The organism is Bradyrhizobium denitrificans (assembly GCF_013179005.1).
Lineage (GTDB): Bacteria > Pseudomonadota > Alphaproteobacteria > Rhizobiales > Xanthobacteraceae > Bradyrhizobium > Bradyrhizobium denitrificans.
Map to the genome: position 1 here is coordinate 223,992 of NZ_JABFDP010000006.1, position 23,257 is coordinate 247,248.

24 protein-coding genes and 1 tRNA gene are annotated in these 23,257 nt (G+C 65.8%); 11 read left to right on the plus strand and 14 right to left on the minus strand.

Going from position 1 to position 23,257, the window contains the following annotated elements; genetic code table 11:
• Positions 1–27: 27 nt before the first annotated feature.
• The 3 genes from carB to HL671_RS08445 all read right to left on the minus strand — a co-directional run bounded on the left by carB (position 28) and on the right by HL671_RS08445 (position 4,608).
• Positions 28–3,492 carry a carbamoyl-phosphate synthase large subunit gene (gene carB / locus HL671_RS08435; RefSeq protein WP_172236113.1) on the minus strand — a complete coding sequence of 1,155 codons (3,465 nt, stop codon included), beginning with the start codon at positions 3,490–3,492 and terminating at the stop codon, positions 28–30.
• A 222-nt stretch (positions 3,493–3,714) separates the two neighbouring features.
• Positions 3,715–3,791 (minus strand) — tRNA-OTHER (locus tag HL671_RS08440).
• Positions 3,792–3,903: 112 nt separating this feature from the next.
• A complete protein-coding gene (locus tag HL671_RS08445; protein WP_172236114.1) occupies positions 3,904–4,608 on the minus strand; it encodes a class I SAM-dependent methyltransferase in 705 nt (234 codons plus the stop codon).
• 109 nt (positions 4,609–4,717) lie between these two features.
• On the opposite strand from HL671_RS08445, the gene HL671_RS08450 reads away from it, so the two are divergent.
• The gene (locus HL671_RS08450) at positions 4,718–5,245 is read left to right on the plus strand and encodes a Dps family protein (RefSeq protein ID WP_012046623.1); all 528 of its coding nucleotides are present in this window, start codon (positions 4,718–4,720) and stop codon (positions 5,243–5,245) included.
• Positions 5,246–5,298: 53 nt separating this feature from the next.
• Here HL671_RS08450 and HL671_RS08455 read toward each other — a convergent pair whose 3' ends face one another.
• The 4 genes from HL671_RS08455 to HL671_RS08470 form a co-directional block, all read right to left on the minus strand.
• A complete protein-coding gene (locus HL671_RS08455) occupies positions 5,299–6,099 on the minus strand; it encodes a sulfite exporter TauE/SafE family protein (protein WP_172236115.1) in 801 nt (266 codons plus the stop codon).
• Positions 6,100–6,202: 103 nt separating this feature from the next.
• Positions 6,203–7,096 carry an MBL fold metallo-hydrolase gene (locus HL671_RS08460; RefSeq protein ID WP_172236116.1) on the minus strand — a complete coding sequence of 298 codons (894 nt, stop codon included), beginning with the start codon at positions 7,094–7,096 and terminating at the stop codon, positions 6,203–6,205.
• Positions 7,097–7,125: 29 nt separating this feature from the next.
• Positions 7,126–7,578 carry a DUF6691 family protein gene (locus HL671_RS08465; RefSeq protein ID WP_012046620.1) on the minus strand — a complete coding sequence of 151 codons (453 nt, stop codon included), beginning with the start codon at positions 7,576–7,578 and terminating at the stop codon, positions 7,126–7,128.
• An 8-nt stretch (positions 7,579–7,586) separates the two neighbouring features.
• Complete coding sequence (locus HL671_RS08470; protein WP_335341769.1) at positions 7,587–8,045, minus strand: YeeE/YedE family protein; 459 nt, start codon at positions 8,043–8,045, stop codon at positions 7,587–7,589.
• Between the two features lie 51 nt (positions 8,046–8,096).
• Between HL671_RS08470 and HL671_RS08475 the strand changes: the two genes are divergently transcribed.
• Positions 8,097–8,423: an ArsR/SmtB family transcription factor gene (locus tag HL671_RS08475; protein ID WP_012046618.1), complete on the plus strand. Its 327-nt coding sequence runs from the start codon at positions 8,097–8,099 to the stop codon at positions 8,421–8,423.
• Positions 8,424–8,540: 117 nt separating this feature from the next.
• On the opposite strand, the gene carA is transcribed toward HL671_RS08475, so the two are convergent.
• Entirely contained in the window at positions 8,541–9,737 is a 1,197-nt protein-coding gene (gene carA / locus HL671_RS08480; protein WP_012046617.1) for a glutamine-hydrolyzing carbamoyl-phosphate synthase small subunit, read from the minus strand.
• Between the two features lie 192 nt (positions 9,738–9,929).
• Between carA and HL671_RS08485 the strand changes: the two genes are divergently transcribed.
• The 4 genes from HL671_RS08485 to HL671_RS08500 all read left to right on the plus strand — a co-directional run bounded on the left by HL671_RS08485 (position 9,930) and on the right by HL671_RS08500 (position 13,894).
• A complete protein-coding gene (locus tag HL671_RS08485; RefSeq protein WP_172236117.1) occupies positions 9,930–10,385 on the plus strand; it encodes a GatB/YqeY domain-containing protein in 456 nt (151 codons plus the stop codon).
• Positions 10,386–10,668: 283 nt separating this feature from the next.
• Positions 10,669–12,276: an acyl-CoA synthetase gene (locus HL671_RS08490; protein WP_172236118.1), complete on the plus strand. Its 1,608-nt coding sequence runs from the start codon at positions 10,669–10,671 to the stop codon at positions 12,274–12,276.
• Between the two features lie 322 nt (positions 12,277–12,598).
• On the plus strand, positions 12,599–13,375 hold the full coding sequence (locus HL671_RS08495) for a DUF2189 domain-containing protein (RefSeq protein WP_041751025.1): 777 nt from the start codon (positions 12,599–12,601) through the stop codon (positions 13,373–13,375).
• Positions 13,376–13,471: 96 nt separating this feature from the next.
• Positions 13,472–13,894 carry a hypothetical protein gene (locus tag HL671_RS08500; RefSeq protein WP_012046613.1) on the plus strand — a complete coding sequence of 141 codons (423 nt, stop codon included), beginning with the start codon at positions 13,472–13,474 and terminating at the stop codon, positions 13,892–13,894.
• A 7-nt stretch (positions 13,895–13,901) separates the two neighbouring features.
• Here the strand turns inward: HL671_RS08500 and HL671_RS08505 are convergent, their stop codons facing one another.
• On the minus strand, positions 13,902–14,450 hold the full coding sequence (locus tag HL671_RS08505) for an SRPBCC family protein (RefSeq protein ID WP_012046612.1): 549 nt from the start codon (positions 14,448–14,450) through the stop codon (positions 13,902–13,904).
• Positions 14,437–14,751, minus strand: coding sequence for an ArsR/SmtB family transcription factor (locus HL671_RS08510; protein WP_012046611.1), 315 nt, complete (start codon positions 14,749–14,751; stop codon positions 14,437–14,439). The genes HL671_RS08505 and HL671_RS08510 overlap by 14 nt, the downstream gene beginning before the upstream one ends.
• 122 nt (positions 14,752–14,873) lie before the next feature.
• Between HL671_RS08510 and HL671_RS08515 the strand changes: the two genes are divergently transcribed.
• Positions 14,874–15,494 carry a LysE family translocator gene (locus HL671_RS08515; RefSeq protein WP_012046610.1) on the plus strand — a complete coding sequence of 207 codons (621 nt, stop codon included), beginning with the start codon at positions 14,874–14,876 and terminating at the stop codon, positions 15,492–15,494.
• Between the two features lie 48 nt (positions 15,495–15,542).
• Here the strand turns inward: HL671_RS08515 and HL671_RS08520 are convergent, their stop codons facing one another.
• The 3 genes from HL671_RS08520 to HL671_RS08530 all read right to left on the minus strand — a co-directional run bounded on the left by HL671_RS08520 (position 15,543) and on the right by HL671_RS08530 (position 17,230).
• Positions 15,543–16,127: a Uma2 family endonuclease gene (locus HL671_RS08520; protein ID WP_172236119.1), complete on the minus strand. Its 585-nt coding sequence runs from the start codon at positions 16,125–16,127 to the stop codon at positions 15,543–15,545.
• A gap of 100 nt (positions 16,128–16,227) precedes the next feature.
• Positions 16,228–17,064 carry a PhzF family phenazine biosynthesis protein gene (locus HL671_RS08525; RefSeq protein ID WP_012046608.1) on the minus strand — a complete coding sequence of 279 codons (837 nt, stop codon included), beginning with the start codon at positions 17,062–17,064 and terminating at the stop codon, positions 16,228–16,230.
• A gap of 22 nt (positions 17,065–17,086) precedes the next feature.
• Entirely contained in the window at positions 17,087–17,230 is a 144-nt protein-coding gene (locus tag HL671_RS08530; protein ID WP_012046607.1) for a DUF1127 domain-containing protein, read from the minus strand.
• Between the two features lie 86 nt (positions 17,231–17,316).
• Here HL671_RS08530 and HL671_RS08535 point away from each other — a divergent pair, with 86 nt between their 5' ends.
• On the plus strand, positions 17,317–18,726 hold the full coding sequence (locus HL671_RS08535) for an aminotransferase-like domain-containing protein (RefSeq protein WP_012046606.1): 1,410 nt from the start codon (positions 17,317–17,319) through the stop codon (positions 18,724–18,726).
• A 2-nt stretch (positions 18,727–18,728) separates the two neighbouring features.
• On the opposite strand, the gene HL671_RS08540 is transcribed toward HL671_RS08535, so the two are convergent.
• Positions 18,729–19,532, minus strand: coding sequence for an N-formylglutamate amidohydrolase (locus tag HL671_RS08540; protein WP_012046605.1), 804 nt, complete (start codon positions 19,530–19,532; stop codon positions 18,729–18,731).
• A gap of 208 nt (positions 19,533–19,740) precedes the next feature.
• Here HL671_RS08540 and HL671_RS08545 point away from each other — a divergent pair, with 208 nt between their 5' ends.
• The 3 genes from HL671_RS08545 to dnaG all read left to right on the plus strand — a co-directional run bounded on the left by HL671_RS08545 (position 19,741) and on the right by dnaG (position 23,149).
• Positions 19,741–20,565, plus strand: coding sequence for a transglutaminase-like domain-containing protein (locus tag HL671_RS08545; RefSeq protein ID WP_172236120.1), 825 nt, complete (start codon positions 19,741–19,743; stop codon positions 20,563–20,565).
• A gap of 64 nt (positions 20,566–20,629) precedes the next feature.
• Positions 20,630–21,028, plus strand: coding sequence for a gamma-glutamylcyclotransferase family protein (locus HL671_RS08550; protein WP_172236121.1), 399 nt, complete (start codon positions 20,630–20,632; stop codon positions 21,026–21,028).
• A gap of 105 nt (positions 21,029–21,133) precedes the next feature.
• Entirely contained in the window at positions 21,134–23,149 is a 2,016-nt protein-coding gene (gene dnaG, locus HL671_RS08555) for a DNA primase (protein WP_012046602.1), read from the plus strand.
• Positions 23,150–23,257: the final 108 nt, after the last annotated feature.

Below are 23,257 nucleotides of genomic sequence, written 5' to 3' on the forward strand. Positions count from 1 at the left end.
TAGCCGGCGGTTGCCCGCGCGGCGCGATTAGTTTTCGGAAAAGTAACTCTGCAAGGTGCGGACCTCAAGGTCTCCCCCGAGATAGGCGCGGATGCCTTGCGCGGCCGCCACAGCACCCGAAAGAGTGGTGTAATACGGCACTTTATGCAAGAGGGCAGCGCGCCGCAGCGAGCGGCTGTCCGCGAGCGCCTGCGGGCCTTCCGTGGTGTTGAAGACCAGCTGGATGTCGCCATTGGTGATGGCGTCCACGATATGCGGACGGCCTTCCAGGACCTTGTTGATCTTCTCGGTCGGGACCCCCTGATCGACCAGGTAGCGCTGGGTGCCGGAGGTCGCGACGACCTTGAAGCCGAGTTCGTGCAGCATCCGCACGACCTCGGTGATTCGGGCCTTGTCGCTCTCGCGCACGGAGACGAACACCGTGCCTTTGCGCGGGACCCGCGTGCCTCCGCCAAGCTGGCTTTTGGCGAAGGCCACCTCGAAGGATCGGTCGATGCCCATGACCTCGCCGGTCGAACGCATCTCCGGGCCGAGCACGGTGTCGACGCCGGGGAAGCGGGCGAACGGAAACACCGATTCCTTGACGCCGACATGCTTGAGCGCGCGCTTGGTCAGGCCGAAATCGGCGAGCTTCTCGCCGGCCATGATTCGGGCCGCGATCTTGGCCACGGGCGTACCGACCACCTTTGCGACGAAGGGCACCGTGCGTGACGCGCGCGGGTTCACTTCGAGCACGTAGATCGTGCCGTCCTTGATGGCATATTGCACGTTCATCAGCCCGACCACGTCGAGCCCGAGTGCGAGTTCGCGCGTCTGGCGCTCCAACTCGGCGATCGTGGTCTCGTCGAGCGAATGCGGCGGCAGCGAGCAGGCGGAGTCGCCGGAATGGATGCCGGCCTCCTCGATGTGCTCCATGATGCCGACCACGAAGGTGTCCTTGCCGTCGGAGAGACAGTCGACATCCACTTCGGTGGCATCGGAGAGGTAGCGGTCGAACAGCAGCGGGTTCTTGCCGAGCACCGTGTTGATCTGGCCGGTCTTGTCGTTCGGATAGCGCGCCTTGACATCGGCCGGCACCAGCTCAGGCAGGGTGCCGAGCAGGTAATCGCTGAGCTGGTTGTCTTCGCGGATGATCTGCATCGCGCGGCCGCCGAGCACGTAGGACGGACGCACCACCAGCGGCAGGCCGAGATCGGCGGCGACGAGGCGGGCCTGCTCGACCGAATAGGCGATGCCGTTCTTCGGCTGTTTCAGATGCAGCTTGTCGAGGATGCGCTTGAAACGGTCGCGGTCCTCGGCGAGGTCGATTGCCTCGGGCGAGGTGCCGAGAATCGGCACCTCGGCCGCCTCCAGCGCGCGCGCCAGCTTGAGCGGCGTCTGGCCGCCGAACTGCACGATGACCCCGTGCAAGGTGCCGTTCTTGCGCTCGGTCGCGATGATTTCCAGCACGTCCTCGGCCGTCAGCGGCTCGAAATACAGACGATCGGCGGTGTCGTAGTCGGTCGACACGGTCTCCGGATTGCAGTTGACCATGATGGTCTCGTAGCCGGCGTCGGCCAGCGCGAAACAGGCATGGCAGCAGCAATAGTCGAACTCGATACCTTGGCCGATGCGGTTCGGTCCGCCGCCGAGAATGACAACCTTCTTCTTGTCGGACGGAGCGCTTTCGTCGGCGAGGTGGCCTGCGAACAGCGTCTCGTAGCTCGAATACATGTAGGCCGTCGGCGACGCGAACTCCGCCGCGCAGGTGTCGATGCGCTTGAACGCCGGACGCACGCCGAGCGCGTGCCGCTTGGCCGCGACCTCGGCTTCGGTCGTGTTGGCCAGCACGGCGAGCCGCGCGTCGGAGAAGCCCATCGCCTTCAGGTTGCGCATCCCGTTCGCGTTCGGCGGCAGGCCGTGCCGGCGCACTTTGTCTTCCATTTCGACGATGCCGCGCATCTGCGCCAGGAACCAGGGATCAATCTTGCAGGAGTTGAAGATCTCCTCGTCCGACCAGCCGAGGCGCATGGCCTGGGCCACCTGCAGGATCCGGTTCGGCGTCGGCGTGCCCAGGGCGGCGCGGATCGCGTTCTTGTCGTCGCCGCGGCCGAGCCCGTCGATCTCGATCTCGTCGAGGCCGGTCAGGCCCGTCTCCAGACCGCGGAGCGCCTTTTGCAGGCTCTCCTGGAAGGTCCGTCCGATCGCCATGACCTCGCCGACCGACTTCATCGAGGTGGTCAGCGTGGTCGAGGCGCCCGGGAATTTTTCGAAGGCAAAGCGCGGGATCTTGGTGACGACATAGTCGATGGTCGGCTCGAACGACGCCGGCGTCGCGCCGCCGGTGATGTCGTTGGCGATCTCGTCGAGCGTGTAGCCGACGGCGAGCTTGGCCGCGACCTTGGCGATCGGGAAGCCGGTCGCCTTTGAGGCCAGCGCCGAGGAGCGCGACACCCGCGGATTCATCTCGATCACGACCATGCGGCCGTCAGCCGGGTTGACGCCGAACTGCACGTTGGAGCCGCCGGTCTCGACGCCGATCTCGCGCAGCACCGCCAGCGAGGCGTCGCGCATGATCTGATATTCCTTGTCGGTCAAGGTCAGCGCTGGCGCAACCGTGATGCTGTCGCCGGTGTGCACGCCCATCGGATCGAGGTTCTCGATCGAGCAGATGATGATGCAGTTGTCCTTCTTGTCGCGGACCACCTCCATCTCATACTCCTTCCACCCGAGCACCGATTCTTCGATCAGCACTTCGTTGGTGGGGGAGGCGTCGAGGCCACGCTCGATGATGTCGAGGAATTCTTCCTTGTTGTAGGCGATGCCGCCGCCGGTGCCGCCCATGGTGAAGGACGGACGGATGATCGCGGGCAGGCCGATCTCGGACAGCGCCATCATGGCTTCGCCGAGCGCGTATTCCTGATAGCGCTTGCGGCGCTCGTTCTCACCCAAGCTCCATTGCCGGTCGAGCTCGTCGCGCGCGGGTCCCGACAGCTTCTCGCGCTCGGCGAGATATTTGTCGCGAAACTGCTTCTTGAGCGCGGAGGCGTTGGCGAGCCGCGACTTCGGCGTCTGCAGCCCGATCTTCTCCATCGCGTTGCGGAACAGCTGGCGGTCTTCCGCCTTGTCGATCGCGTCAGCCGTGGCGCCGATCATCTCGACGTCGAACTTCTCCAGCGTGCCCTGCCGGCGCAGCGACAGCGCGCAGTTCAGCGCGGTCTGTCCGCCCATCGTGGGCAGCAGCGCAAAGCCGCCGGGGATGACGTGCCGCTCCTTCTCGATGATCCTGGCGACGATCTCGGGCGTGATCGGCTCGATATAGGTCGCATCGGCCAGTTCCGGATCGGTCATGATCGTGGCCGGGTTGGAGTTGACGAGGACGACGCGATAGCCCTCCTCCTTCAGCGCCTTCACCGCCTGCGTGCCCGAATAGTCGAACTCGCAGGCCTGGCCGATGACGATCGGGCCGGCGCCAATGATCAGGATTGTGGAGATGTCGGTGCGTTTCGGCATTCAAGCTCACGGGCAAGAAACGGGCAGGAATTGGGCACAAAAAAAGGGCGCGCGTATCGCGCGTCCCCGTAAGGCCAAGGCGCGACCTGTGCTCGCGCGCGAGCGGTCTTTAGACCAGTTTCCGCTGACCGAAAAGGGTTTTGGGTCGAAATCAACGGCCAATTTGGCGGGGCGGGGCCAAAACGGGCTCTGGGCAGAGGGCAGGATGACGGCTGCGAGATCTGGAGGCCCGGCCTGGACTTGAACCAGGTTCAAGAGCGTTGCACCGCTCTTCGCGTCGTAGCTTCCGCCACCGGGCCGAACGCGATCTTACCTCTCACGGGCCCGTGAGCCAGCCCGTGTTACAGTTAACCCTAACTGCATTGCCGAACTTGGCTGTGTCCCCGGCCGATCGCCGCCGGCGCCGCCAGGTCAGGCCCGGCCAGGGGCTGGTCTGGCCTCGAACGTCATGCGCCAGGGGTTGTAGCCGATATTCTTAGGCGCCCGGACGGCGCTGAGGCCGGCGTTCTTCAGCCGGGCCAGGATGTCGGCCTCGCTGTAGCGCTGCAGGCCGACCTTGGTGCGGAGTTGCCGGTAATCGGACAGCGCCGTTGCGACCAGCCCCACCAGCGCATCCTTCAGGAAACCGTTGCGCGCGGCGAACATCAGCAGCGCCAGCACGTCGCGGAGCATGCCGACGTCCGGGCGCAGGACGTCGCCCAGCACGAATTTGCCCGAGGGCTTCAGCAGCCGACGGATCACGGCCAGGGCAGCGTCGAACTCGGCCTCGCTCATATATTGCGCCACCGAGTTCATGACGACGAGGTCGATCGAGCCCTCCTGCATGTTGCGCAGTTCGTCGAGCGAGCGCACGCGGATCTTGGTGTTCGGGGCAAAGCGCGCGATCAGCCGGCCCCGCACGCCCGGCGCCGGCTCGGCCAGGATCAGCGTCATGCAGGATTCGGCGACCTTTGCGGCCGACAGCGCCTCGCCGCAGGAATAATCCAGTACGACGGCGTCGGGCGAGGGGATGTAGCCGACGATATCGCGTGCAATCACCTGGAAATGCAGGTCGCGGTGGAGCTTGCTCGCATAGATCGTGTGCGTGGAATCGTAATAATCGATCCAATCGTCCATGGCGGGGTTCCGGCAAACACAGTTCCTTGAACGGAACTGCAGGGGTCAGCGAGCGTTAACGGGTCCGTTGACCCGTGTCCATTGCTGCTTCTAACAGGAAGGTTAAGCCGTGAGTAAAGCAAAGACCGACAAGACCGCCCCCGAACTCGATACGCCGACCGATCTGTCGCCGGATGCGGTGAACAAGATCTCCACGGCGCTGAACACGCTGCTGGCCGACGCCTTTGCGCTCTACCTCAAGACCAAGAACTTTCATTGGCATGTCAGTGGACGGCATTTTCATGACTATCACGAGATGCTGGACGAGCAATCGGACGCCATCTTCGCCACCACCGACCAGCTCGCCGAACGCGTGCGCAAGCTCGGTGGCACCACGCTGAAATCGATCAGCCAGATCAGCAAGCTGCAGACGATCAAGGACAACAACGAAGAGTATGTGCCGCCGCGCGAGATGCTGCGGGAGTTGATGGAAGACAACAAGCACATCGCCGCGGCGATGCGGAAGGCGCATGGACTGTGCGACGACAATGACGATCCGGCGACCGCGGGCCTGCTGGAGAATTTCATCGACGAGACCGAGCGCCGCACTTGGTTCCTGTTCGAGGCCAGCCGCCAGGAAGGCAGCAACGCCGCCTGAGCTGATCGCCTGGCACGGTCCGAGAGACGCGCTGCGACGACGTGGCGCGTTTCTCAGCTCTGGCCAGAGCCGCTCATCGCGAGCAGGCTGCGATAGATCATGTAGGCCGCCACCGCAAAGACCATCGTCGCGAACACCTTGTTCAAGGTGCCGCGCGTTGCGGACAGGCGCGCCGCGAGCCTGGCGCCGGCAAGACCACCGGCGATGCCGGCGACCAGGAAGATCCCCGCGAGGGTCCAATCCACCAGCCCCGACAGCGCATAATTGGCAGCAGTCGTCAGGCCGAAGGTTGTGACCGAGACCAGCGAAGACCCGATCGCCGAGAGGATCGGCATGCCCGTTGCGAACATCAGGGCCGGCACGATCAGAAAGCCGCCGCCGATGCCGAAGAAGCCCGACAGTGTTCCTGTGCCCAGCCCGAACGCCAGCAGTGGCAGCAGATTGCGGCGTGACAGTCTGACGTCCAATTGGCTGTCAGTGCCGCGCTTGCGCAGCATCAGCAGGCCGATGACGATCATGACCAGGGCGAACAGCAACAGCAGCTTCTGACCGTCGACCATCTTGCCCAGCGTCGAGCCGGCCAGCGCGCCGACCATGCCTGCGGCCGCGAAGATCAGCGCGCAGGGCCATTTGACGTGACCGGAGCGGGCGTGATTGACGAGGTTGGCAGCCGCATTGACGGCCACGGCCACCGCGCTGGTGCCGATCGCGACATGCGGATTGCCGACGCCCACCAGATAGACCATCAGCGGCACGGCCAGCACGGAGCCGCCGCCGCCGATCAGGCCGAGCGTGAATCCGACCAGCGAGCCGGAGAGCGAGCCGAGCGCGAGCTCGGCGGCGGGCAAATTCATCCTGCGATGCTCCGGATTGTCGTGAGGCGTTGCGGGCCGGGCGCCGCGGCGGGTGGCCACGCGGTCCGCGATCGTCTGTGCTTGTGGATCGGCCGGCCGTCGCTCAGAGCGCGTTGAGCGGGACCTTCAGGAAGCGCCGGCCGCTGGCATCCGGAGACGGCAGCTGCCCGGCCTTCATGTTGACCTGCAGTGAGGGAATGATCAGCCGTGGCATGTCCAGGGTGCGGTCGCGCGCTTCCCGCGCCATGACGAACTGGTCCTCGGTGATGCCGTCGCGCGCGTGGATGTTGTGGGCGCGCTGCTCGGCCACCGTCGTCTCCCAGCGAATATCGCGGCCGTTGGGACCGTAATCGTGGCACATCAGCAGCCGTGTCGTCTCCGGCAGCTGCAGGACGCGGCGGATCGAGCGATACAATGTGCGGGCATCGCCGCCGGGAAAATCGGCCCGCGCCGATCCGCCATCGGGCATGAACAGCGTGTCGCCGACGAAGGCGGCGTCGCCGATCACATGGGTCATGCAGGCCGGCGTATGGCCCGGCGTGTGCATCGCGAACGCGGTCATGCCGCCGATCTGGTAGCTGTCGGCGTCGTGAAACAGGCGATCGAACTGGCTGCCGTCACGCTGAAATTCCGTGCCTTCGTTGAAGATCTTGCCGAACGTCTCCTGCACGATCCGGATGCCTGCGCCGATGCCGATCCTGCCGCCCAGCCTGGACTGGATGTAGGGCGCCGCCGACAGATGATCGGCGTGGACATGGGTCTCGATCAGCCATTCCAGAGACCAGCCGCGATCCGCGATCAGGCGAATGATGGTGTCAGCGGAGGTCGGCGCGATCCGGCCGGACGCATAATCGATGTCCATGACGGAATCGATCACCGCGCAGGCCGCCGAGCTCGGATCTTTGACCACATAGCTGACGGTGTTGGTCGCCGGATCGAAGAACGGCGTGATGTCGGGCTTCACCGACAGGTCGACCGCGTGCGGAACGTTGGACATTTGCCCCTCTGGCGCAAGCTGTTTCTGGTTCATTCTGTCAGCGCAGACGCGAGTGATGGCTGTCGGTCCGCGACCCTGCGTGCCGCGGCCATTCCGACCATCATGGCGATCACGAACAGCAGGATCGCGGGCGAGCCGTAGCCGAGCGCCACGAAGGCCGGACCCGGACAGATGCCGGCGAGCCCCCAGCCGATGCCGAAGATCGCCGGTCCGGCCGCGATCCGCCAATCCAGGGTTTGCGACGGTGGCAAGTGAAAGCGCTCGCCAAGAACCGGACGCTGCCGCCGGCGGACGAGCTGGAAGCCCGCGAAGGTCACCCCCACGGCTCCGGCCATCACGAGTAGCAGGCTCGGGTCCCAGCCGCCGGAAGGGATGGCGGCGAGGTCGAGGAAGTTCAGCACCTTCTCCGGATTGGACATGCCGGACAGCAGCAGTCCGAATCCGAACACGAGCCCGACCACGAACTGGATCACGATGATCATCGGCTGCCTCACATCACATGCCGAACGAGAAAAGTGGTTGCGACAGCCGTGGCCATGAAGACGAGTGTGGCGACCATCGAGCGCGGCGACAGGCTGGCGATGCCGCAGACGCCGTGGCCCGAGGTGCAGCCATTGCCCCAGACCGCGCCGAAGCCGACCAGCAGCCCGGCGACGATCAGTGCGATGGGGCCGATGTCCAGCGTGAGCGGCGGCAGGCGTCCGGTCGTGAGACGAACCACCAGGGTCGCGACGATCAGCCCGGCGATGAACGCGATGCGCCCGGCGAGTGCGCCGTCCCAGGGCGGCAGCAGTCTTGCGGCAATCCCGCTCACCCCCGCGATCCGCCCGGTCAGGCCCATCATCATGACCGCCGCCGCGCCGATGAGAGCGCCACCAGCGAGCGCCGCAATGGCTGTATATTCGGTCGTCATGTGCTCCTGATTCCTCGAGGCATCGTTCGTTGCAATCGGCTATCATGTGCATTATTGCTTATGTACGAAAATAGAGAAGTAACGATCATGTCAAGTCGGACAGCGCGGAATCGGCGGGACGCTTCGGTGGCGGGGCTAGAGGACAAGGCGGAGGAGGCGGCCGGCCTGCTCGCGGCCATGGCCAATCCCAAGCGGCTGATGGTGCTTTGCAACCTTATCGATGGCGAGCGCGCCGTCGGCGATCTGGCCGAGCAGGTCGGACTGCGGCAGGCGGCCCTGTCGCAGCATCTCGGCAAGATGCGCGCGCTCGATCTGGTGGCGACGCGCCGCGACGGCCAGACCATCTATTACCGGCTGGCGAGCCACGAGGTTCGCGAAATCCTGCAGACCCTGTACCGGTTGTACTGCGCCTGATCAGCTGTCCGGGCGCCACAGCCGGGTCAACGCTCCAGCTTCGCCGAAAACGGGCTTGGTCCGCAGCTCAAAAAATGCCCGGGACCAGCCCGGGCATTTGCAATCAACTGGGCGGCGTCACGCCGCGCTGCGCTTGTTCTCGCGCATCAGTTCGGCAAAGCGCTGGAACAGATAATGCGAGTCGCGCGGGCCGGGCGAGGCTTCGGGATGGTACTGCACCGAAAACACCGGCTTGCCCTCGAGCGCAATGCCGCAGTTCGAGCCGTCGAACAGCGAGATGTGCGTCTGGGTCGCACCGGCCGGCAGGGTATCCTGGTCGACCGCGAAACCATGGTTCATCGAGGTGATCTCGACCTTGCCCGTGGTCTCGTCCTTGACCGGATGGTTGGCGCCGTGATGGCCCTGGTGCATCTTCTTGGTCTTGGCGCCGACGGCGAGGCCGAGCATCTGGTGACCGAGGCAGATGCCGAAGGTCGGCGTGCCCGAGGCGATCACCTGCTGGATGACAGGCACGGCATATTTGCCGGTCGCGGCCGGATCGCCGGGACCGTTCGACAGGAACACGCCGTCCGGCTTCATCGCCATGATGTCCTCGGCCGACGTCGTCGCCGGAACCACCGTCACCTTGCAGCCGACGCCGGCGAGCAGGCGCAGGATGTTGCGCTTGATGCCGTAGTCGATCGCGACGACGTTGAATTCCGGCTTGGTCTGTTGGCCGAAGCCCTCGTTCCACACCCAGGGGGTCTCGTCCCAGGTGAAGCGCTGCGCCGAGGTGACCATCGGGACGAGGTCCATGCCTTCCAGCCCCGGCCACTCCCGCGCCTCCTTCTTCAACGCGTCGAGATCGAATTGGCCATCCTTGGAATAGGCGATCACCGCATTCGGCATGCCCTTGGAGCGGATCAGCGCGGTCAAGGCGCGGGTGTCGATGCCCGACAGGCCGATGATGCCGCGGGCACGTAGCCACTGGTCGAGATGCCGGGTGGCGCGGTAGTTCGACGGGTCCGAGATCGCGGTGCGCAGGATCACCCCACGGGCGCCCGGCGTCGCCGCCATGTTCACCGTCTCAATATCCTCGTCGTTGGTGCCGACATTGCCGATATGCGGGAAGGTGAAGGTGATGAGCTGGCCGGCATAGGACGGATCGGTCAGGATCTCCTCATAGCCGGTCATTGCGGTGTTGAAGCAGACCTCGCCCACGGCGTGGCCTTCGGCGCCGAGGCCGAAGCCTTCCAGCACCGTTCCATCGGCGAGCACGAGGAGCGCGGTCGGTTTATGGTCCGGCCAGGCGGCGTCAGTATCGATGTGTGTCATGAGGCCCCTACATAGAGGGGCGAGGGCTCGGCGTCAAAGCGGGAAGCGGGCGATTCACACGCCATTTCGGTCAATTTGCGCTGAAAATGGGCCGATTTCAGCCCGCAAGGCCGGAACGGATGCGGAACCGAGTTGTTTCGCGGGGACGAACCGCCTAGACCCGCCGCCAACCGAATTCGAAAGGGCGAGATCATGCTGCGCGACGACATCAACAATGCGGTGAAGGAGGCGATGAAGGCCAAGGACGAGCGCAAGCTGTCCACCCTTCGCATGGTGAATTCGACGCTCAAGAACGCCGACATTGCCGCGCGCGGTGAGGGCAAGCCGCCGCTCACCGATGCCGACGTGCTCGCGGTGCTGCAGAAGATGATCAAGCAGCGCCAGGAATCGGTCGAGCTGTATGAAAAGGGCGGCCGCGCCGAGCTCGCCGCCGGCGAGCGCGAGGAGATCGCAGTCATCTCGGCCTATCTGCCGAAGCAGATGAGCGAGGACGAGGTGAAATCGGCCATTTCCGCCGCGGTTTCTGAGACCGGCGCCGCCGGCATGAAGGACATGGGCAAGGTGATCGCCGTGCTGAAGGCCAAGTACACCGGCCAGATGGATTTCGCAAAGGCCAGCGCGCTGGTGAAGGCCGCGCTGTCGGGTTGACCGCTGCTTGTGGTGCGCATCGGCCGGTCGGCACGTCCGGTGCGCTCCCTCTCCCCGTTCTTGCGGGGAGAGGGTTGGGGTGAGGGGCAGCCACGCGCACCGGCCGTGCGGAGAGCCCCCCTCACCCGGATTGCATTTAATGATGCAATCCGAACTCTCCCCGCCCTAGCCGAGCTTCGCTTCGCCCTGGCGGGGCGAGGTGCACCGCGCAAGCGACGGACGCCGTCGCCGTCAGCAGGTGTGCAAGTGATGAACTAACAACCGAGAGGGAAACGCCTCCGCCATGCTCAAGGAAACGTCCGACTACGACCTGCTCTATAGCGACTTCCGCTGGGAGATCCCGGCGCAGTTCAACATTGCGGTTGCGACCTGCGATCGCCATGCGGACGGTTCGGGACGCCTCGCGCTGATCGTCGTCGAGGAGGACGGCACCGCCCGCCGCGTCTCGTTCGATGAATTGCGCGACTTCTCCTGCCGCTTCGCCAATGTGTTGAAGGCCGATGGCCTCGCCCAGGGCGATCGCGTCGCGGTGTTTCTCTCGCAGTCGCTGGAGCTGCCGATCGTCCATCTCGCGGCGTTCCGTGCCGGCCTCGTGTCCGTGCCGTTGTTCACTTTGTTCGGCGAGGACGCGCTGCAATTCCGGCTGCAGAATTCCGGCGCCAAGGTCGTGGTCACCGACGCTGTCGGCCTCGCCAAGCTCGCAACGATCCGCCACCACTTGCCGGAGCTGAAGACGGTCTACGTCATCGACGGCGATGGTGCCGGCGCCCGGCCATTCTGGCCGACGCTCGAGCGGGCCTCCGATCGCTTCCCAACCGTGGCCACGTCGAGCGATGATCCGGCCATCATCATCTACACCTCGGGCACAACGGGAAATCCTAAGGGCGCACTGCACGCCCATCGCGTGCTGCTCGGCCATCTGCCCAATGTCGAGATGGTGCATGGCTTCCTGCCGAAGCCCGGCGACGTGATGTGGACGCCGGCCGATTGGGCCTGGATCGGCGGACTGTTCGATGCGCTGTTTCCGGCCTGGTATCACGCGGTCCCGGTGGTGGGCTATCGCGCCAGGAAGTTCGTGCCGCAGGCCGCGATGCAGTTGATGGCCGACTATGCGATCCGTAACGTCTTTCTGCCGCCGACCGCGCTGAAGCTGATGCGCCAGGCCAATGTCAAACATGACGGCGTCAAGCTGCGCAGCATCCTGACCGGTGGCGAGTCGCTCGGCGCCGAACTGCTCGACTGGGTGCGCACAACCTTCGGCATCGACGCCCACGAGATCTATGGTCAGACCGAATGCAATCTCGTCGTCGGCAACAACGCAAAGCTGTTTCCGATCCGGCCGGGCTCGATGGGCAAGGCCACGCCGGGATTCGACGTTCTGATCGTCAACGACAAGGGCGAGGAGCTGCCGCGCGGCACGAGGGGCATCATCGGCGTGCGCCAGCCCAATCCCTGCACGATGATCGAATATTGGCGCAATCCCGAAGCAACACGGAAGAAGTTCGCCGGCGACGTGCTGCTGACCGGCGATCTTGGCACCCAGGATGCCGACGGCTATTTCTGGTATGCGAGCCGCGAGGATGACGTCATCACCTCGGCCGGCTATCGCATCGGCCCGGCGGAGATCGAGGACACGCTGCTCAAGCATCCCGCCGTGGCGCTCGCCGCGGTCGTCGGCATTCCCGATCCGGTGCGCACCGAGGCGGTCAAGGCGTGGATCGTGCTGCGGCCGGGGGTCGTTGCGAATGACACGCTGTCGCGGGAGATCCAGGACTTCGTCAAGGTGAAGCTCGCCGCGCATGAATATCCGCGTCACGTGGAATTCACCGACAGCCTGCCGATGACGGCGACAGGCAAGGTGCTGCGGCGCGAGCTGCGGGCGCGGGGGTAGGGCTTTCGTTGGATTGAGCGCGATGGCGCGGCTTTCTGACCTCTTCCCGCCTGCGGGGAGAGGTCGGATTGCATCGTCAGATGCAATCCGGGTGAGGGGCAGGTCTAACAACACCGATCACTGGGCGTGGCTGTCCCTCACCTCAACCTCTCCCGTGAAGAACGGGGAGAGGGGCAGACTGCCCATGTCGCGGCAGATTGTATCGCTCACTGAGGCATTTTGAGACCTCGCAATCGTCCTCTTGCCCACAAGTTGAAATTGAAATCGCGGGCCTCTCACTGTTAGCATCAGGCCAAAGACTAACAGTCAGGAGGGACCGCCGATGACCGCATCCGTATCGGGACGAACAGACCCCGTGGTGCGCCGCATCACCACGGCCGATATTGCCGAGGCCCTGACGCAGGGCCTGCGCGACTTTCAGGCGCAGCCGCTGTTCGGCCTCGCTTTCGGCCTGATCTATGTGCTTGGCGGTATCAGCATCGTGCTGTGTGTCACCGCCTTCGGCATGGTCTATCTCGCTTATCCCTTGGCCGCGGGCTTTGCGTTGATCGGCCCGTTCGTCGCCATCGGCCTCTACGAGGTCAGCCGCCGCCGCGAGCTTGGTCAGCCGATCTCCTATGGAGCGATCCTGCGCACCGTCACCTCGCGCGGCGAGATCGGGTGGATGGCGTTCGTCACGCTGTTCTTCTTCGTCATCTGGATGTACCAGGTGCGCCTCCTGATCGCGCTGCTGCTCGGGCTCAATGCCTCTTTCTCCAGCATCAAGGAGTTCATGACGGTGGTGCTGACGACCAATGAGGGCCTGCTGTTCCTCGTGATCGGCAATCTCGACGGCGCGGCGCTGTCGCTGGTGCTGTTCTCGCTCACCGTGGTGTCGTTTCCGCTCCTGCTCGATCGCGACGTCGATTTCGTCACCGCGATGATCACCAGCGTGCGGGCGGTGGTGGCCAGTCCCGGACCGATGATCGGCTGGGCCGCCATCATCACCGTGCTGCTGATCATCTCGGCGCTGCCTTATTTCCTCGGGCTGCTGGTGACCGTGCCCGTTCTGGGCCATGCGACCTGGCACCTCTATCGCCGCATCGTCGCGCCAGCCTGAGGGGAGATTGCGCCGAGCGGCTGGCTCGGCGCATGATGGTCTGGATCCAGCCGGGGGAAGGGCCGCGCCGGAGCCGTTCGGATCAGGAGGGGCCGCGTGCCGGACAACATCGCGCTGTTTGCCACGATCATCCTGCTGCTGCCGATGTTCTATTTGCTGCTGGCCGCGCCGGCCTTCCTGCTGGTGCGGCTCGACATCGTCCAGGTCACGCAGCTGCTGCGCGGCATGTTCGATTCCTACTTTGTGGCGCTGGCGATCGCCGGCGGCATCGGCACGATCGCTGTCCTGGCGGACGGCCGTCCCGTTCTCGGCCTGGGCATCGGCGCGATCGCCGCCTTCGCGCTGCTCTCGCGCCGCTGGCTTTTGTTGCGGATGGACGCACATATCCGCGAGAGGGATTCCGGTGATGCGGCAGCCGTGCGCCGGCTGCGCTGGCTGCACTGGGTCGGCATGCTCAGTAACGCGGTCCAGGTCGGTGGCGTGCTGGCGTGCATTCCCCAGATTGCGGCGGTGTCGTAAGGCTCGATTAACCGGGCAGCTTGACGCCCAGCGTCTTCAACGCCGCGAGCATGCGCGCCGGCGGCGGCATCTTCACCGCCAGCGGTTTGCCGGTCTCGAGCACGCTCTTGAGGCCGGACAGGATCGCTGGCCAGCCCTGGCGCCCGCCGGATAGGATGTCGTCCGACAGCGGCCGATCATGCGCTTCGGTCATCGTGAGCCGCACGGCGTCGCCGGCCGGTTCGATCTCATAGGTGACGAGCGTGCGCCCGAGCGCCTCGACAAGACCGGGCCAGTTGACGTCCCAGGTGATGGTCAGCCGCTGCGGCGGCTGGCAGACGATCACCTCGCCGCTGATGTGCTCGGAGCCGTCGGGGGCGCGCACGATGAAGGCGCCGCCCGCCCTGAGGTCCGCTTCGACGGCGAAGCCGAAGAAATACTGCCGGCTGAACTTGGCCGAGGTCAGTGCGCGCCAGACCTCGTCCGGTTGGGCCGCGATGTAGATCGTGTAGACGGTCTCCGGCGAGAAGCGCGAGATGTCGAGATCTCGGCTCTTGCTCTTATCAGTCATCGCCATCCTCCAATCGCTTCTTCAATTCGCTGAGCGCGGTCAGCTTGGCGCGCTCGAATTTCCTGATCCAGCGCTCGCCGATCTGGTGGATCGGCACTGGATTGAGGAAATGCAGCTTCTCGCGGCCGTGCCGGAGTGTCGTGACCAGGTTGGCGGTCTCGAGAATCGCCAGATGCTTGGTCACGGCCTGCCGCGTCATTGCGAGGCCGTCGCAGAGCTCGGTCAGGGTCTGGCCGTTGCGCGCATGGAGCCTGTCGAGCAGTGCACGCCGCGAGGCGTCCGCCAGCGCCTTGAAGACCTCGTCCATGCAGCGAAGCATAGGCAACCAAAAGGTTGCATGTCAAGCGGTCACGGTGGTGAGCCGAACACCGCTTCCCTCCGTAGAGATGCCGTGCATTAGTGAGCGCATCATCTGCACCGAGGCGTCTCATGTCCCTGCAAGTCTATCTCGCCTTCGTCGCCGCCTGCATCGCGCTGGCGCTGCTGCCCGGACCCGTCGTCACGCTGCTGATCGCCAACGGGCTGCGTCATGGAACCCGCGCCGCGCTGATCAACATCGCCGGCGTCCAGACCGGGCTGGCGATCGCGATCGGCATCGTCGCGATGGGTCTGACGACACTGATGGCGACGATGGGCTACTGGTTCGAATGGGTACGCCTGATCGGCGCCGCCTATCTGGTCTGGCTCGGCATCCAATTGATCCGCTCGCCGGTCGAGGGTATCGCCGAAGGCGAGGCGCCGCCCCCGCCGCCGCGCGGCGGCTTCTTCCTGCAGGGCCTGCTGGTGCTGCTGTCGAACCCGAAGGTCATGGTGTTCTTCGGGGCCTTCCTGCCGCAGTTCATGGACATGAGCCGCGATCACGTGCCGCAGGTCGCGCTGCTCGGCGTCACCTTCATGGTGGTCGCCGGCCTCACGGATGCGATCTACGCGTTGCTCGCCGGTCGTGCGCGAAAGCTGTTCTCGGCGCGGCGCACCCGGCTGGTCTCCCGCATCTCCGGCGGCTTCATGATCGGCGGTGGCGTGTGGCTGGCCCTGACGCGGGCACGATAGGTCCGCATCCGGTTCTCGGCTCGTCTCTCGCCGTGGCGTCCCGGGCCATTACTCGACGAGGCGTGGTCGTGGACGGAATTCCAGGCCGGCATAGACGTCGTGCAGGCGGAGCGTGACGTTCAGCGTGTCGAGCCGGATGATTGCGTCGAGCCCCTTCAGTACGGCGTCCGTCCAGGCGCTGTCCGGACCGCGCGAATAGAGGTGGACATTGGGGCTGTCAGTGTCGACGAACAGGATGTAGTCGAGGCACGGCAGCGCCTGATACTCGGCCAGTTTGACGGTGACGTCGAAGCCGCCTGTGGTCGGCGACAGCACCTCGACCAGCAGCGCCGGCCGGTCAGCCACCAGCGAGTCCTCGGCAGGCTTGCCGCAATCGACGCCCAGGTCCGGCATGCGGCGGGTCGACGGGGTGATCACCACGTAGGTGCCGCCGGTGAAGGTCTGACACGGACCGCTCCGGGTTTGTGCGTGCAGCGCCGCCGTCAGGTTCACGACGATGGCATCGTGGCGCCGGCCGGCGCCGGCCATCATCACGACTTCGCCATCGACGAGCTCGTAGCGCCCGTCCTGTGTCGTCACCCAGGAAAAGAATTGCTCGGGCGTGACCGCCGCCGGATCGACCTTGATGTTCATGCAGGAACGCCTGTTCGGCCGAAGTATAGGCGAGCCGGCCAGCCGGCGGAAGCATGGCTCACGGCCGCACCACCGTCGGTCGGTCCGCGCCAGGCCGGGCCTACAGGCTGATCGTCCCTTTCACCACCGGCGCGACGTCGCCGCCGATCCAGATCGTCTCGCCCTCCTGGATGACATGGACACGGCCGGCGCGGCCGAGCACGGTGCCTTGCGCGGCGATGTATTGCTTCGGAGCAATTCCGGCGCCGATCAGCCATTGCGCCAGACTTGCATTGAGGCTGCCCGTGACCGGGTCCTCGGCTCCGCTCCACATGAAGGCGCGGACCTCGAACTGCGCGTCGCCGCCGTCGCGCGTGGGATCCCACGGCGCGACCACGCCGATGGGCTGTTGCGACAGGGCCTGGACGTCGAACTTGATGTTCAGCAGGTCCTGGCGCGAATCCAGGAGCACGCCGATCCAGCCCGGCCCGTTGTCGGCCCATTGCACGGCCCGCATCGCCTCTCGCTTGATGCCGAGCGCGGCTGCGATCTTGGTTGTGAGCTCGGCATCGACCGCGCCGGAGCGGCGCAGCGGCGGCGCGGTGAAGGCGAGACGAGCGCCGTCGCGCTTGATGCGCACGAGGCCCGCGCCGCACTCCTGCACGACATGCTCGCCCTGCGGCCGGCCACCGAGCGCGAGCCAGACATGGCATGAGCCGAGCGTCGGATGGCCCGCAAATGGCAGCTCGCGCTGCGGCGTGAAGATGCGCACGCGATAATCAGCGCCCGGATTCTGGGCACGCGACAGGAACGTCGTCTCGGACAGATTGGTCCAGTTGGCAATCGCCTGCATCGCCGCGTCGTCGAGACCGTCGGCCTCGGCGATCACGGCAAGCGGGTTGCCCTTGAACGGCGCCGTGGAGAACACGTCGACCTGATGAAACGGAAGCGTCGGCATTCGGTGTTCTCCTCGATCGTGATCAGTCGCGCCAGAACGGCTTGTCAGCCTCTTCCCGCACGATTGCCGGATCAAGGCCGCAGTCGCGCATCTGCTCGAGGTCCAGCATCGCGAGGTCGGACCGCCAGAACAGGCGCTGCAGCCACAGCTGCGGGACCTGGAGCAAATTGCTCTTCCGGTGGGCAACTTGCGGAGTTGCCCAACGCTGCGCCAGGGAATAAGCCATGTGTCACCTATTGCTCTTCAATTGCGTTGTTCGAAGAGCAATCGCGCAGTACATATCTCGGTGCAATTGAAACATTGCTCTCGGTGCAATATAGCATGAATGTTTCGTATACGACCCTGGTGGACGACATTGCCGAGGACATCGCCAACGGCAAGCTCAAGGCGGGCGACCGTCTGCCGCCGCAGCGCCAGTTCGCCTATGAGCGGGGAATTGCCGCATCCACGGCAGCCCGCGTCTATGCCGAATTATTGCGCAGGGGGCTTGTGGTGGGCGAGGTGGGGCGGGGCACGTTCGTCGCCGGAGAGGTGGCACCGGTGCTGCCCGCCTTGCGGCTCGAGCCGTTCGACGGGCGCATTGATCTCGAGTTCAATTTTCCGACGCTGCCCGACCAGGCGGCGCTGATTGCCAAGTCGCTGGCGGCCTGGTTGCGGCCGGAGAAGCTCGCGCCGGTGCTGGCGCCGACCACGCAGCGGCGGCTGGTCGAGGCCGGGCGCACCGCGGCTGCCTTCTTTGCGAGCGAGCGCTGGCGTCCACGCCCGGAGAACTTCGTCTTCGCCGGCAGCGGCCGGCAGTCGCTGGCGGCGGCGATTTCGACGCTGGTGCCGGTCGGCGGCCGCCTCGGCGTCGAGGCGGTCACCTATCCGATGATCAAGGGCATCGCGGCGCGGCTCGGCGTCACCCTGGTGCCGCTCGCGATGGACAGCGAAGGCATTCGTCCGGATGCGCTGACCAAGGCGCATCGCGCAAGCGCGCTGAACGCGATCTACATCCAGCCGGTGATGCAGAACCCGCTCGGGCTCACCATGAGCGAAGCCAGGCGTGACGAGATCGTGCGGCTCGTGCGCAAGCACGAACTGATGATCATCGAGGATCTCGTCTACGGTTTCCTCAGCGATCAGGTGTCTCTGGCGGCGCAGGCGGAGGAGCGCGTCGTCATCGTCGACAGCTTGGCCAAGCGCCTCGCGCCGGGCATCGCGGTCGGCTTCCTCTACGTGCCGTCAGCGATGCGTGAGAAATTCGCCGCGACGGTGCGCACCGGGGCCTGGTCGGTCACGTCGCTGGCGCTGGCGGCCGGCATGGGGCTGCTCGCCGATGGCACGGCGGCCGAGATCACGCGGCGCAAGCGCGCCGATGCGTTGGTGCGGCAGGCGATCGTCGCCGAGTGCCTCGCGGGGCTTCGGATCGACGCAGATCCGCGCTCCTATCATGTCTGGCTGCATCTGCCGGAGGGCTGGCGCGCCGAGGCCCTGACCGCGGCGGCGGCGCGGGCCGGCATCGCCATCACCCCGGCGAGTGCCTTTGCGGTGGCGCATGGCCATTCACCCAATGCGGTGCGGCTGGCGCTCGGCCTGCCGAGCCATGACGATCTCCGGACGGCGCTGTGGCGGCTGGCAGGCCTGCTGTCACACCATGATGCCTCGGACATGACGGAGTAGGGTTACACGAGGCCCTTGTTGCGCAGCTCGGCTTCGATGTCGCCGAGGATGCGGATCAGCCGCTCGGCCCAACGCTGCTGCCCCTCGGGGTCGGCAATCTCGTTCTGCCGGATCTCGATGCCGGATGTGATCAGGCCGCGGCCCTCGCCATGGACGGGAATGGTGTAGTCGGTGCCGTTGCCGACCGCGTAAGGCTGGTTGTCGCCGACCACGAGATCCGGCTCGGCGCGCAGCGCCTTCAAGAGCAGCGGCGGCAGCACGCGGTCGTGCTGATACAGCGTGCCGATGTGCCAGGGCCGCGCAATGCCGGCATAGACCGGCGTGAAGCTGTGCAGGGCGACCAGCACGGTCGGCCGCCCGGCGGCCTTGCGGGCATCGAGCACGGCGGTGATGCGGTCGTGATAGGGATCGAAGATCGCGCGCCGCCGCAACGCGGCGTCCTCATGCGTCAGGCCCTCATTGCCCGGAATCGTGGTCCGCTCGCTGATCATCGGAATCGCGTTCGGTGCGCCGGGCGAGCGGTTGCAGTCGATCACCAGGCGCGAATAGCGTTGCGCCACCAGATGCGCATCCAGCGCGCGCGACACGGCTTCCGCCACCCCGGCGATGCCGATGTCCCAGGCGATGTGCCGCTCCAGCTCGCTCGCATCAAGGCCGAGATCGCCGAGCGCGCGCGGCAGCAGCCGGCCGTAATGGTCGCAGGTGAACAGGAAGGCCGACGTGCCGCCGGCATTCTGCTCAAGCACCGGGGGAACTTCGTCCGGCTGAAGGAGTAGAGGAAGGTCGATCATGCTCGAAACGCTCATACGGCCACTCGTTGCTTCATGAAGCAGCAGACCTATCTCCGATTGAGCACAAACAAATGGAGACGCGGCTGCTGCAAATCACGATAATGACCGGGAACGATGCCGATCCCGGCGATCGACCACAAGACCGAATCTCGCGCTGGTCATGCCGTCCACCGCGATCGTTGGGCCAGCGCGCCATGCTGCGCGGAGAAGGCGAGAGGCTGTGATGTTGATCAAGGTCGGATTCGAGATTGTCTATTCGGCCCCCGCGGCCACGCCGATGGTCATCATGCTGTCGATCCACCCGTCGCGCTTTCCGGACATTGTCGGCACCGAGACCATCACGACCGAGCCCAATGTGCCGATCAAGTTCTATAATGACAGCTTCGGCAATCTGTGCGGGCGGCTGGTGGCGCCCGCCGGCGGCGTCACCTTCCACGGCAGTGCCATCGTCCGCGACAGCGGAAAGCCGGATGAAACCGATCCCGCCGCCCAGCAACTGCCGATCGAGGAGCTGCCCGACGAGTTGCTGCTCTATCTGATGCCGAGCCGCTATTGCGAGACCGACAAGCTCACCGACATCGCCTGGTCGCTGTTCGGCAGCGCGCCGGCCGGGTGGGCGCGCGTGCAGGCGATCTGCGACTTCGTGCACCGTCACGTCACGTTCGGCTATGAGCACGCGCATGCGATGAAATCGGCGCATGACGTCTATCAGCAGCGCGCCGGCGTGTGCCGCGATTTTGCGCATCTGGCGCTGACCTTCTGCCGCTGCATGGGCATCCCGGCGCGCTATTGCACCGGCTATCTCGGCGATATCGGCGTGCCGCCGGACCCCGCGCCGATGGATTTCTCGGGCTGGTTCGAAGTCTATCTCTCCGGCCGCTGGTATACGTTCGACGCCCGCCACAACATCCCGCGGATCGGACGCATCCTGATGGCGACCGGACGCGACGCCGCCGACGTCGCGCTGTCGACCTCGTTCGGGCGCATGATCCTGACCAAATTCCAGGTCGTCAGCGACGAGATCGTGGCGGCCCGCGGCGCGGCGTGAGCCCGGGGGCGGCGCGACCGACGCGGCGCTGGCCTCGTGCGGCGCGCGGGGCTATGCAGGGGCAATGACCTCCGACCTGCTCTTCGTCTACGGCACGCTCATGCGCGGCTTCGACCATCCGATGGCGCGGCTGCTCGCCGCCAATGCCGATTTCGTCGGTGAAGCCAGCTGCCGCGGCCGGCTCTACCGCATCCAGCATTATCCCGGCCTGGTGCTGTCGGATGATGCGGCCGATCTCGTCCATGGCGAGCTGTTCCGGCTGCGCCAGCCCGCGCCGATGCTGAGCGAATTCGACATGTACGAGGCCTGCGGCGAGGGCTTTGCGCCGCCGACCGAATATCTGCGGCAGCGCCTCGAGGTCACGCTCGCCGACGGCACCGCCCGCGAGGCCTGGACCTATGTCTATAATTGGCCGGTCGACGCGGCCGCCCGCATCGCCTCGGGCCGCTTTCTGGCGCCGTGAGCCTGTGCATAGGGCGGATAAGCCCGGACCAAGGCAGCGATTGCCGGACAGGCCGGGCTCGCCCATATAAGCCTACCCGTTTGGCACAGGACGATCACCCCGCTGATGGCCCGCTTCACGCCGCAATTTCTCGATGAGCTGCGCGCCCGGCTTCCGGTCTCGGATGTCGTCGGCAAGCGCGTGAAGCTCAAAAAGGCCGGGCGCGAGTGGAAGGGGCTGTCGCCGTTCCAGCAGGAGAAGACGCCGTCCTTCTACGTCAACGACCAGAAGGGCTTCTACCACGACTTCTCCTCCGGCAAGCACGGCAACATCTTCGACTTCGTGATGGAGACCGAGGGCTGCTCGTTCCCCGAGGCCGTCGAGCGGCTCGCCTCGCTCGCCGGCCTGCCGCTGCCGGCGGTGACGCCGGACGCCGCGCGCCAGGAGCGGCAGCGCAAGACGCTGTATGACGTGATGGAGCTGGCGGCGAAGTTCTTCACCGACACCCTGGCCTCGCGCCACGGCGCGCGGGCGCGAGGCTATCTCGCCGATCGCGCGATCCTGCCCCAGACACAGCTGCAGTTCCGCCTCGGCTATGCGCCGCCGGACCGCTTCGGCCTGAAGGAATTTCTCGGCGCCCAGGGCGTGCCGGTGAACGACATGGTCGAAGCCGGGCTGCTGGTCGGCGGCGACGACATCCCGGTGCCCTATGACCGCTTCCGCGACCGCGTGATGTTCCCGATCGCCGATCTCCGCGGCCGCGTCATCGCCTTCGGTGGCCGCGCGCTGCAGAAGGACGTGCCGGCGAAATATCTGAACTCGCCGGAGACGCCGCTCTTTCACAAGGGCGACAATCTCTACAACCTGCAGAGCGCCCGCCAGGCCGCGCATAATGGCGCGCCGATGATCGTGGTCGAGGGCTATGTCGACGTCATCGCGCTGGTGGCGGCCGGCTTTGCCGGCGCCGTGGCGCCGCTCGGCACCGCGCTGACCGAGAGCCAATTGGCGCTGATCTGGAAAATGGTCGACGAGCCGATCCTGTGCTTCGACGGCGACCGCGCCGGCCAGAAGGCCGCCTATCGTGCCGCCGACCTCGCGCTGCCGCATCTGCAGCCCGGCAAGAGCCTGCGCTTCGCGCTGCTGCCGGAGGGCCAGGACCCCGACGACCTCGTCCGCACCGGCGGCCGTGGCGCGGTCGAGGAGGTGCTGGCGGTGGCCAAGCCGCTCGCCGAGGTGATCTGGTCGCGGGAGATCGAAGGCGGCAGTTTCACCACGCCGGAGCGCCGCGCCGCGCTGGAGGCGCGTATCGGCGAGCTCACCAACAGCATCCGCGACGAGGTGGTGCGCCGCTACTACAAGCAGGACCTCACCGAGCGGCTGTACCGGGCGTTCGCCCCCGAGGGCGGACGGGGCTTCGGCCGCGGCTATGGTGCCGAATCAGGACGCCGTTTCGGCGTCCGCAGTCCCGGTTCCGGACAGCCGGGCCGGTTATCCACAGGGGGCGGCGGCAAGGGCCGGCGCGGCGGAGCGCCATCCACAGGCCCTGCGATGGCCCGCGGCCCCTATATGGCGGCGAGCCCGCAGCTCGCCATGAGCCCGATCATGCGCGGCCAGCGCTCGGCGATCTCGCGCCGCGAGGCGCTGATCCTCCAATGCCTGATTAACCATCCCTGGCTGCTGCACGACCATCTCGAGGAGGTCGCCGCGCTGGAGCTTGCCCATCCCGAGGCGCACAAGCTGCGGGCTGCGATCATCGCCGCCTTCGCCCATGATCATCACCATTCGCCGGACCCGGACGAGCAGGCCGAGAAGATGCGCGCCGATCTGGAGAACTCCGGTTTTTCAGAGCTTCTTCAACGGGTTGAGCGGGCGATCACGACCGCTGCGGTGTGGGCGGCGCGGCCCGGCGCGGCGCGCGATGACGTTCTTGCGACATGGCATCAGCTCGTTACCTTGCATCGGCAATGGCACTCATTACTTAGGGAATTGAAGGATGCCGAGCTGGCGCTGGGCGAGGAGCCGAGCGAGCCGAATATGGGCTGGTTGAGGGACGTGAAGGCCAGGATGGCCGAGATCGACGGCACCGAGGCGCTGGTCGAGGGCTTCGGGGAGCTGTCCGGACGCACCAACCGCAACGTGTAGAGCTGGCGCGCAGCGCGCTCGCGTCGAGGAGCACATTCCGGTCCGGTCCGCGCGAGCGGGTTCCGGGCCATGCGAAAAGACTCGCCAAATCCATGGTTTGGCTGCAAA